The sequence below is a fragment of the Neisseria sp. GT4A_CT1 genome, from assembly GCF_000227275.1.
GTDB lineage: Bacteria > Pseudomonadota > Gammaproteobacteria > Burkholderiales > Neisseriaceae > Neisseria.
The window spans coordinates 19,259-29,353 of the sequence record NZ_JH164970.1 but is presented as its reverse complement, the minus strand read 5'-3'; the positions used below and the strand labels follow the sequence as shown (position 1 = coordinate 29,353).

Sequence of the window (10,095 nt, the reverse complement as noted above, 5' to 3'; positions counted from 1 at the left end):
TCTGGATTATCGCGCGTCAACATCCGGGCGAAACGATGGCGGAATGGTTTATCGAAGGCCTGCTCGGCCGCCTGCTCGATCCGCAAGACCCGACTGCACGCACTCTGCTTGACCGCGCCACGTTCTACATCGTGCCGAACATGAACCCCGACGGCTCGGTATTGGGCAACCTTCGAACCAATGCCGCCGGCGCAAACCTCAACCGCGAATGGGAAAATCCGACTTTGGAAAAAAGCCCGGAAGTCTTCCTCGTGCGCGAAAAAATGCTGGAAACCGGCGTGGATTTGTTCCTAGACATTCATGGCGACGAAGCATTGCCGTTTGTCTTTGTTGCCGGTACGGAAGGCGTGCCGAACTACAATCCGCGCATTGCCGCGCTGGAAACGCAGTTCAAAACCGCCCTGCTCTCCGCCAGCCCCGACTTCCAAGACGAATACGGCTATGAAAAAGACGCGCCCGGTCAGGCAAACATGACGCTCGCGACCAACTGGGTGGGCAACCGTTTCGACTGCCTCGCCTATACGCTCGAAATGCCGTTTAAAGACAATGCCAACCTGCCCGACGACGATTTCGGCTGGAACGGTCAACGCTCCCTGCGTTTGGGCGAAGCCATGTTGTCGGCTGTCTTGAACGTTGTCGATGATTTACGATAATTCTTTTCCCATCACGCAAAAGGTCGTCTGAAAATCCCAATCGGGATTTTCAGACGACCTTTGTCGGGCTAAAAACACATAAACCGCCCTTCCCATAAGGAACACACATCATGATGATACATCCGCAGTTCGACCCCGCATTAATCAGTTTCGGACCTATCGCCATCCGCTGGTATGCCCTCAGCTATATCGTCGGCTTTATACTTTTCCTATGGCTGGGTCGCCGCCGTATTAAGCAAGGCAACACCGCTTTTACGAAAGAAATGCTCGACGACTTCCTAGGTTGGGGGGCAATAGGCGTCATACTCGGCGGACGACTTGGCTATATCCTGTTTTACAAATTCTCATACTACCTCGAACATCCGCTTGACATGATCAAAGTCTGGGAAGGAGGCATGTCGTTTCACGGCGGCTTCTTGGGCGTCGTCATCGCCATGTGGCTGTTCAGCCGCAAACATAAAATCAGTACCTTGAAAACCATGGATTTTGTCGCGCCGCTCGTTCCGCTGGGTTTGGCTTCCGGCCGGATCGGTAACTTTATCAACGGCGAACTCTGGGGCCGCATTACCGACATCAACGCCTTTTGGGCAATGGGCTTCCCGCAAGCGCGCGCAGAAGACCTCAACGCCGCCGTGCGCAACCCGCTTTGGGCGGAATGGATGCAGCAATACCACGTCCTGCCGCGCCACCCTTCGCAACTCTACCAATTCGCCCTTGAAGGCATCTGCCTCTTCATCGTCGTATGGATTTTCTCCAAAAAACCGCGCCCGACGGGACAAGTCGCCTCCCTCTTCCTCGGCGGCTACGGCTTCTTCCGCTTCATCGCCGAATACGCCCGCCAGCCCGACGACTATCTCGGCCTGCTCACCTTGGGCTTGTCGATGGGACAATGGTTGAGCGTGCCGATGATTGTTTTGGGCGCGATCGGTTTTGTTTGGTTCGGTAAGAAAAACCGCCTGAACTGATGCCCAAAGGTTGTCTGAAAACCCAAACGGGACGCGATAACCAGCGTCCCGTTATCACATCAGCCATTCCAAACCGGCACGATTTGCGATTCATCAAACCGAATCGCAAAAAATCTTAAATCCGACTTGGTTTATCCGCCGCCCGATGGTATCGTGGCACACCTTTCCATCTTTTTTAAAGAGAGCCCAAAATGTCAGAAGAAAACAAAATCAAAGTCAACGACCTGCCCGAAGACAAAAAAGAACAGTCTGAAGAAGTCGAGCTGCCCGTAGTCAACAACGAAGAAAAACGCGGCGGCCACAGCGAAGGCGGTTGCTGCGGCGCATGCGGCGGCTGATTCCGTTTTGAAAAACAAAGGTCGTCTGAAAACCTGAAACATGGTTTTCAGACGACCTTTTTTATCGTGGAGGGATATGGCGGATTCTGTATAGTGGATTAACTTTAAACCAGTACGGCGTTGCCTTGCCGTACTATCTTGTCTGCGGCTTCGTCGCCTTGTCCTGATTTAAATTTAATCCACTATAAAATCGGACGTTCTGTTCCTCTCCCTACCAAGTTGCCCAAACGCAACACAAAGTCCGTTCGCGGCAACTGTCTTGTCACAAAATAACCATTGCAAAACAAAACGTCGTCTGAAAACAAGCATTGCCCGTTTTCAGACGACGTTTCCGCATTTTCAAACCGTCTTAAGCCCGACTAATCAAATGCTCGACCAATGCCGGCACGCCTTCCGCCGCACGTTTCGGAATCACTTCGACATCCGCGCCCACGCCTTGCGGGTTCGGATCGACCAGATAGCGTTCCGCAGCGGGCGGCGCGTAATGAATCAGCGAAGCCGCCGGATAAACCTGCATCGACGTGCCGACAATCATGACCACATCCGCATCGCGCATTTCTTCGACCGCCGCGTCAAACATCGGTACTTGCTCGCCGAAAAACACGATATGCGGGCGCATCGGATTGCCTTGGCTGTCGCGCACATCGTCGGTCTGTTCGCCGGTAAATTCGATGATTTCGTCTTCATCGACGGTGCTGCGCAGTTTGTTCAGCTCGCCGTGCAGGTGCAATACTTTGCTGCTGCCTGCCTTCTCGTGCAGCGCGTCCACATTCTGCGTGATGATGCGCACATCGTAATATTGCGCCAGCTTGACCAACGCCAGATGCGCGGCGTTCGGCTCAGCGGCGTTTGCCTGAAGCCTGCGCTGGTTGTAAAAATCAATCACAAGCTTGGGATTGCGCGCCAAGGCTTCGGGCGTGCAGACATCCGTTACCTTATGCCCTTCCCATAAACCGCCCGCGTCGCGGAAAGTCAGCAACCCGCTGTCGGCGCTGATTCCCGCGCCGGTCAGGACAACGCATTTTTTCATACCGTTGCCCTGCCTTATTGCCGGTAAGTCTGCAAGAAGCGCTCGAGTTTGCCCATGGCTTCTTCGATTTGGTGGGTGTACGGCAGGGTAACGATGCGGAAATGGTCGGGGCGTATCCAGTTGAACCCCGTTCCTTGGACAAACAAGACTTTTTCGCGCACGAGCAGGTCGTAGATGAATTTCATGTCGTCATGGATGCCGTACATTTCTGTGTCGATTTTGGGGAACATATAAAGCGCCCCCATCGGCTTGACGCAGGATATGCCGGGAATTTGGTTGACAAGTTCCCACGCTTTATTGCGCTGCTCCAGCAGGCGGCCGCCGGGCAGGATGAATTCGTTGATGCTTTGATAGCCGCCCAAAGCGGTTTGGATGGCGTGTTGCATGGGCGTGTTGGCGCATAGGCGCATGGACGAGAGCATATCGAGGCCTTCGATATAGCCTTTGGCATGTTCTTTCGGGCCGTTGAGCACCATCCAGCCTTGGCGGAATCCGGCAACGCGGTAGGCCTTGGAGAGTCCGTTGAAGGTAATGGTCAGCAAGTCGGGCGCGAGCGCGGCGATGTGATGGTGGATCGCACCGTCGTAGAGGATTTTGTCGTAGATTTCGTCGGCGAAGATAATCAGGCCGTGTTTACGCGCCAACTCAGCGATTTCGAGCAGAATTTCTTTGCTGTATACCGCGCCGGTCGGGTTGTTGGGGTTGATGACAACGATGGCTTTGGTTTTGGGCGTGATTTTGGCTTCCATATCGGCAAGGTTGGGAAACCAGTCGTTTTCTTCGTCGCACAAATAATGGCGCACCGTACCGCCCGCCAAAGTGGCGGCAGCCGTCCACAGCGGATAGTCGGGCGCGGGAATCAGGATTTCGTCGCCGTCGTTCAAAAGTGCCTGCATGGACATGGTAATCAGCTCGGACACGCCGTTGCCGATGTAAACGTCGTTGACCGAAATGTCGCGCAGACCTTTGGTTTGATAGTAATGAACGATGGCCTTGCGGGCGGAATACAGCCCTTTGGAATCGCAATAGCCCTGCGCAGTCGGCAGGTTGCGGATTACGTCCACCAAAATTTCATCGGGCGCTTCAAAGCCGAACGGCGCAGGGTTGCCGATATTGAGCTTGAGGATTTTATGGCCTTCTTCTTCAAGTTGCAGGGCTTTTTTATGTACCGGGCCGCGGATGTCGTAGCAAACATGGTCCAGCTTGGACGACTTGGGAAATTTCTCCATGATGTGTGTTCCGTAAAATTGTTAACAATGGGGATAAATGTACTCCGTTTGCAGGCGGAAAGAAAGGGGTAAATGCGGGATTTTTGCCCGCCGCTTCAAGAATCAAGCACCAAAAACAAATTAAGGTCGTCTGAAAACCCTTTTTCAGGATTTTCAGACGACCTTTCCGTGTTACAAAATGCTTAAACGGGCAAGCCGGTTACGCGCCGTAAACGGGGTATTTGTCGCAAAGCGCGGTGATTTGTTTGCGAACGTTTGCCAGATTCGCTTCGTCTTCAGGATTTGCCAACACGTCGGCAACGAGGTTGGCAAGGACACGGGCGTCGGCTTCGTTGAAGCCGCGCGTGGTCATGGCGGCGGAGCCAATACGGATGCCGGAGGTAACGAACGGTTTTTCCGGGTCATTCGGAATGGCGTTTTTGTTGACAGTGATGTTTGCTTTGCCCAATGCGGCTTCGGCGGCTTTGCCGGTGATTTTCATCGGTTGCAGGTCAACGAGGAAAACGTGGCTTTCGGTGCGGCCGGAAACGATGCGCAAACCGCGTTTGACCAATTCTTCCGCCATCGCTGCGGCGTTGATTTTCACCTGTTTCGCGTATTGTTTGAACTCGGGTTGCAGGGCTTCTTTGAACGCAACGGCTTTGGCGGCGATGACGTGCATCAGCGGGCCGCCTTGCAGGCTTGGGAAGATGGAAGAGTTCAACGCTTTTTCATGCGTGTTGTCTCGGCACAAAATCACGCCGCCGCGCGGGCCGCGCAGGGTTTTGTGGGTGGTGGTGGTCACGAAGTCGCAGAATGGGACGGGGTTGGGGTATTCGCCGCCGGCAATCAGGCCTGCGTAGTGTGCCATATCGACAAAGAGGTAGGCACCGACTTTGTCGGCAATTTCACGGAATTTCGCCCAGTCGATTTGCAGGGCGTAGGCAGATGCGCCGGCAACGATCATTTTGGGTTTGTGTTCGAGCGCGAGGCGTTCGACTTCGGCGTAATCGAGGACTTCGTTTTCATCCAAGCCGTAGGTAATGGCATTGTAGAGTTTGCCGGAAATGTTGACGCTGGCGCCGTGGGTCAGATGGCCGCCGTGGGCGAGGCTCATGCCGAGGATAGTGTCGCCGGGTTTGAGGACGGAGGCGTACACGGCTTGGTTGGCTTGGGAGCCGGAATGGGGTTGGACGTTGGCGTATTCCGCACCGAAGAGTTCTTTGACGCGGTCGATTGCCAGCTGTTCGACGATATCGACGTATTCGCAGCCGCCGTAGTAGCGTTTGCCGGGGTAGCCTTCGGCGTATTTGTTGGTCAATTGCGAACCTTGTGCCTCCATCACGGCGCAACTGACGTAGTTTTCGGAAGCAATCAGTTCGACGTGGTCTTGCTGGCGTTGGTCTTCTTGGGCGATGGCGGCTGCCAGCTCCGGATCATATTGGGCTAGGTTGACGCTTTTTGAAAACATCTTCTCGACTCCTTTGTCGGTTGGGAAACGGGGATTGATAAGTGTTGAACAATGTACCAAATCGGTTTGGATTGTCAACGATTTTATCTTTCAGACGACCCCTTAGCGACTTGGGAGGTCGTCTGAAAAGTTTTATTTGAACAGATTGTCTTGTTTCAAATGAAAGTCGATTTTTTCGAGCAGGGCTTCGAGGTCGGTCTCGGCTTGGGCGGCGGCGAGGTTTTTGCCCAACTCCTCCAAAGCCAGCGCATCGAGCCTGCGGCGTTCGAGTTTGCGCGCTTCTTCGTTGAAGATTTTGATGTTGTCGGGCAGGACAAGCGGCGGCACGCTGCCGTCGGTCGTATAGAACGCTTCATCCGCAAACACGAACCCCTCCGGCAATGCAGGCGCATTGTCGTAGTCGGCATCGTTGACTGGCATCCACTCGGAATGCTGTTCCAACAGGACGAATTGCCCGTTCATGCCGTAAATATGGGCAAAACGGGACAGCTTGGGGCGTTTGGTGTTCATGCAAAGATTGTATGCCGATGATGCGGGAGCGTCTAGGGTGGAAATTTGCGTCGGCGCAGTAGGAAGGTCGTCTGAAAGTAGTATAATTACAGATTCGTTAAAATCTTGAAGAAAAATATAAAAAGGGAAACCTCAATGTCAGCAAACACAAACAAACAATGGCTAAGCGTCATCGCCCTGGCAGTCGGCGCATTCATTTTCAACACCACCGAATATATCCCGATTGCCCTATTGAGCGACATCGGCGCGACCTTCAATATGCCGCCGACCGAAGTCGGCATCATGATTACCGTGTATGCGTGGATCGTCGCACTGCTGTCGTTACCGCTGATGCTGGCAACGAAAAATATCGAACGCCGAAAGCTGCTGCTCATCCTCTTCGCGTTCTTTACCATCAGCCACATCGTTTCCTATTTCGCCCGAAGTTTCGAAATCCTGCTCGTCAGCCGCATCGGTATCGCCCTGACGCACGCCGTGTTTTGGTCGATTACCGCCTCGCTGGCAGTGCGTGTTGCGCCGCAAGGCAAAGGCAATCAGGCTTTGGGGCTGCTCAGTACGGGGACGGTCATGGCAATGGTGGCGGGCATCCCGCTGGGGCGCGTTATCGGGCAACATTCAAGCTGGCAGTTCAGCTTTTTGCTTATCGGACTTTGCGCGGCGGCAGTCATGGGCATATTGGCGAAAAACCTGCCGCTGTTGCCCAGCGTGAACACAGGTTCGCTCAAAAGCCTGCCCGGATTGCTCAAGCGTAAAAACCTCATGCTGCTCTACGCGCTGACCGTCCTCCTGATTACCGCCCACTTTACGGCATACAGCTATATCGAACCCTTCGTCCTGCAAGCCGGCGGCTTCGCGCCCGAACAAGTGACCATCGTCTTGAGCCTGTACGGGCTGGCGGGGTTTGCCGCGTCGTATCTGTTCGGCAAATGGTTTGCCAAACACCAGCGCGCATTCCTGATGACCTCGGTATCCGTCATCATGGCTTCAACGCTCTGCCTGCTGCCCCTTGCCGCTTACCCGATAGCCGTTTACGCGCTGGTGTTTGTCTGGGGTATCGCCATCGTCGTCTTGAGCCTCGGCATGGTCTCCAAAGTATTGGACTTTGCCTCGGATGCGACGGATGTGGCCAACTCGATTTATTCAGGCCTCTACAACGTCGGCATCGGCGGCGGCGCGCTTTTGGGACATTACGTTACCGTCTGGGCGGGCATTTCCAACATCGGTTTTGTCGCCGCAATCTTGGCAGCGGCAGGATTGGGCGTGTGCCGGATGTTGGTTGAGATGCGGAAATAAGAGGGTTGTATAAAAAAGAGGTCGTCTGAAAACGTTTCTTTTTTATTTAAATACATCGCCCCGCAGTCGGTACGCTCCGTCCGCGTAGGCGTGAGAATGGATTTCTAAGTTTGGAATAAAACAAACCGGATTCCTTTGATGGGAATCCGGTTTTTCTTTTCGATGATTGGATTTTCAGACGACCTTTGGGGTCGTCTGAAACCTTATCCATGCTCTTTACCTTCGTTTATTCAAAACATTATAGTGGATTAACTTTAAACCAGTACGGCGTTGCCTTGCCTTAGCTCAAAGAGAACGATTCTCTAAGGTGCTGAAGCACCAAGTGAATCGGTTCCGTACTATCTGTACTGTCTGCGGCTTCGTCGTCTTGTCCTGATTTAAAGTTAATCCACTATATAAAATAAGGTCGTCTGAAAACGTTGTTTTGTTTCAGACGACTTTTGATTTTAATCCGATAAATTTTACTTCCTGCGGGCTTCCTTTCCCCGAAAATAAACCGCAACCGCGCACAAGGCTGCGCCTGCGCTCAGGCAGCCGAACCAGCTTGTGCTGGCGGCGGCGGGATGGGGCGAAGCGAGTGCGGCGACAAGGGCGGCGGCGAGGAGTGTTACGCCGGCGAGGCGCAGGCGGGCGGGGTGTTGGACGGGTTGTCCGAGCATAGTTTTGGCGTGGGGCGTTTGCGAGAGCATGAGGCAGAAAAAGCCGCCGAAGCAGAGGGAAAACATCAGGAAATACAGCATGGTCATTGCGCCTTTGCGATGCGGCGGGCGATGAGGAAGAATATTGCCGCAAATGTCAGGAAACACAGTTCCACCGTCCAATAGAGCGTGTCCTCCGACCGAATCGACAGCCAGAGAGGCCGTCCGACATAAATATCCAAGAGCGGGATCAGGGTGCACAGTGCGGCGGCGGCGTAAAACAGGCCGCGCCATTTGATATGCGCGGGGCAAGGGAAGAAAGCGGCAACCGCAGCAGCGGCCCAGACGGCAAAGAGGCTTTGCGCTTCCCAAATTTCGCGCCCGTCCCAGTCTGCGGGCAGCAGGCGGTTGGTGCAGAAAAAGGCGGTGCAGGCGAGCGGGAAGCCGGCGAACACGGCGATGTTGATGCGTTCCGCCCACACAATCCCGCGCAGGGCCGGCTGTTTGCGGTTGCGCCGTTTCATCGGCCACATTACCGCACCCGTCGCAATCATACCGCAACCCGCCATACCGCTGAAGAAATAAAGCCAGAGCGTCGGATAGTCGGCAAAGCCCGCCGTATGCAGGCTGTAGAGCGAAGAGTAGGCCTGTTCGAAGCCGCCGTAGGCATCTTTGCGGTACACCTGCGCCCCGTCGCGCAAACGTACCGCCACCGACAAATCAGGGTTCGAGCCGACGCTTCTTTTGTCGAAATAATCCGCCGACAACACCGCTTCTTCGCGGTCGGGGTCAGTGATGGTCAAGTTGATTTCCTTGTCCGTCCCGTTCGGGCGCAACTTTTGCACCGTCGGATACCAATCCGCCATCTCCCACCGCTTCCCCGCTTTTTCAGACGGCTCGACACATAGGCGGAGCGCGCCTCGAATTCTTCATCCGACAATTCCGCCGCCGTTTGGCTGTAGGTCATCACCGTATGCGAAGTCAGCAAGAGGCCGCTGTAAACAATCATCACATGAAACGGCAGCGGCAGAACGCCCAGCAGGTTGTGCGCGTCCAGCCAGCTTCTGAGCTTTTTGCCTGCGCGGAAAGTGAAAAACTCCGCCAAAATCTTTTTATGCACAATCACGCCGCTGATTACCGCCGCCAGCGCGACCACCGCGGCCGCAGCCGTCAGCCAGTAACCGCCGTATTCCGCCGCCGCGAGGTTGCTGTGGATGGAAACCAGATAACCCGCCCCCGCCGTTTCGCGCGGTTTGGACTGCGGCGCGTCAGGATAAGGGCTGATGGTGGTATAGGACGCCTCTTCGGCCCCGCTCTCCGTCCAGCCCAAATCCAGGTACGGCGAACGTTCGGTCGGCAGAGAAACCGACCATTCTGCCGCATTCGGCGCATGGCGGCGCAGATAGTCCAGGGCGGTCGCCAGCGAAACCCGTTCGTCCGGCAGGCCGTCTGAAAACGGCAGCTCCGGCTGCATCCATACATCCAGTTCGGCACGGAAAAACGCAATGCTTCCCGCAAGGAATATTACGAACAAAACCCACGAACAGATCAGCCCCGTCCATGTGTGGATTTCCGCCATTACCTTGCGAAGCCCCGCCTCCTTAGCCATGCGGCAGCCCCCCTGCCGCCGAAAGCAGCAACACCGACAGCGACAGCACGCAAAACACCGTCCGCAGCCGCCGCGCCGCCAACGCCCACAGAAATACCAGCGGCAGCAGCGTGATGCCTAGGAGGGTGCCGCCGTAAACGGCATTGGTTGCCCCGCCTGCATAAAGCGGAACCGTACCCGCCGCCAGCGCGGATACCCAGTAGCTTCCGGCCGAAGCCAGCACAATCCGCGCCGCGATGTGCAGCGGGCGTGGCAGGATGGGATTCATATGGTTTTCCTTGGAATATTTGTTACTTTTATTCGATTGGGTGTTTTTCAGACGACCTTTAGAAATGACAGGTTTCAGACAGCCTTTGCAGAGTACGGCAACCTCACGACCG

General features: G+C 54.9%; 12 protein-coding genes. 4 read left to right on the top strand and 8 right to left on the bottom strand.

The features are described 5' to 3' along the window. The 3 genes from HMPREF1028_RS11335 to HMPREF1028_RS15210 form a co-directional block, all read left to right on the top strand. Positions 1 to 653 (top strand): carboxypeptidase family protein (locus HMPREF1028_RS11335; protein WP_009312892.1); only part of this gene is annotated, 653 nt, incomplete at its 5' end. A 110-nt stretch (positions 654 to 763) separates the two neighbouring features. Next, entirely contained in the window at positions 764 to 1,618 is an 855-nt protein-coding gene (gene lgt / locus HMPREF1028_RS11330; protein ID WP_009312890.1) for a prolipoprotein diacylglyceryl transferase, read from the top strand. Between the two features lie 191 nt (positions 1,619 to 1,809). After that, on the top strand, positions 1,810 to 1,956 hold the full coding sequence (locus tag HMPREF1028_RS15210; protein WP_003767024.1) for a hypothetical protein: 147 nt from the start codon (positions 1,810 to 1,812) through the stop codon (positions 1,954 to 1,956). Positions 1,957 to 2,305: 349 nt separating this feature from the next. Here the strand turns inward: HMPREF1028_RS15210 and HMPREF1028_RS11325 are convergent, their stop codons facing one another. The 4 genes from HMPREF1028_RS11325 to HMPREF1028_RS11310 all read right to left on the bottom strand — a co-directional run bounded on the left by HMPREF1028_RS11325 (position 2,306) and on the right by HMPREF1028_RS11310 (position 6,175). Next, positions 2,306 to 2,986 (bottom strand): Sir2 family NAD-dependent protein deacetylase, encoded by a 681-nt coding sequence (locus HMPREF1028_RS11325; RefSeq protein WP_009312888.1) that lies wholly within the window; start codon positions 2,984 to 2,986, stop codon positions 2,306 to 2,308. Between the two features lie 14 nt (positions 2,987 to 3,000). Next, entirely contained in the window at positions 3,001 to 4,215 is a 1,215-nt protein-coding gene (locus HMPREF1028_RS11320) for a pyridoxal phosphate-dependent aminotransferase (protein ID WP_009312886.1), read from the bottom strand. A gap of 199 nt (positions 4,216 to 4,414) precedes the next feature. Continuing rightward, the gene (gene glyA, locus HMPREF1028_RS11315; protein WP_003756352.1) at positions 4,415 to 5,665 is read right to left on the bottom strand and encodes a serine hydroxymethyltransferase; all 1,251 of its coding nucleotides are present in this window, start codon (positions 5,663 to 5,665) and stop codon (positions 4,415 to 4,417) included. A gap of 132 nt (positions 5,666 to 5,797) precedes the next feature. Beyond that, the gene (locus HMPREF1028_RS11310; protein WP_009312885.1) at positions 5,798 to 6,175 is read right to left on the bottom strand and encodes a hypothetical protein; all 378 of its coding nucleotides are present in this window, start codon (positions 6,173 to 6,175) and stop codon (positions 5,798 to 5,800) included. Positions 6,176 to 6,310: 135 nt separating this feature from the next. Between HMPREF1028_RS11310 and HMPREF1028_RS11305 the strand changes: the two genes are divergently transcribed. Then, positions 6,311 to 7,468, top strand: a complete 1,158-nt coding sequence (locus HMPREF1028_RS11305; protein ID WP_009312884.1) for a sugar transporter — start codon at positions 6,311 to 6,313, stop codon at positions 7,466 to 7,468. A gap of 461 nt (positions 7,469 to 7,929) precedes the next feature. Here the strand turns inward: HMPREF1028_RS11305 and HMPREF1028_RS11300 are convergent, their stop codons facing one another. The 4 genes from HMPREF1028_RS11300 to HMPREF1028_RS11285 are packed head-to-tail and all read right to left on the bottom strand — an operon-like array spanning position 7,930 to position 9,983. Beyond that, positions 7,930 to 8,208, bottom strand: coding sequence for a DUF3325 family protein (locus tag HMPREF1028_RS11300; RefSeq protein ID WP_009312883.1), 279 nt, complete (start codon positions 8,206 to 8,208; stop codon positions 7,930 to 7,932). 2 nt (positions 8,209 to 8,210) lie between these two features. After that, a complete protein-coding gene (locus tag HMPREF1028_RS15620) occupies positions 8,211 to 8,909 on the bottom strand; it encodes a PepSY-associated TM helix domain-containing protein (protein ID WP_009312882.1) in 699 nt (232 codons plus the stop codon). Beyond that, positions 8,906 to 9,685 carry a PepSY-associated TM helix domain-containing protein gene (locus HMPREF1028_RS15615; protein WP_232203845.1) on the bottom strand — a complete coding sequence of 260 codons (780 nt, stop codon included), beginning with the start codon at positions 9,683 to 9,685 and terminating at the stop codon, positions 8,906 to 8,908. The genes HMPREF1028_RS15620 and HMPREF1028_RS15615 overlap by 4 nt, the downstream gene beginning before the upstream one ends. A gap of 22 nt (positions 9,686 to 9,707) precedes the next feature. After that, positions 9,708 to 9,983, bottom strand: coding sequence for a hypothetical protein (locus tag HMPREF1028_RS11285; RefSeq protein WP_009312880.1), 276 nt, complete (start codon positions 9,981 to 9,983; stop codon positions 9,708 to 9,710). Positions 9,984 to 10,095 lie beyond the last annotated feature (112 nt).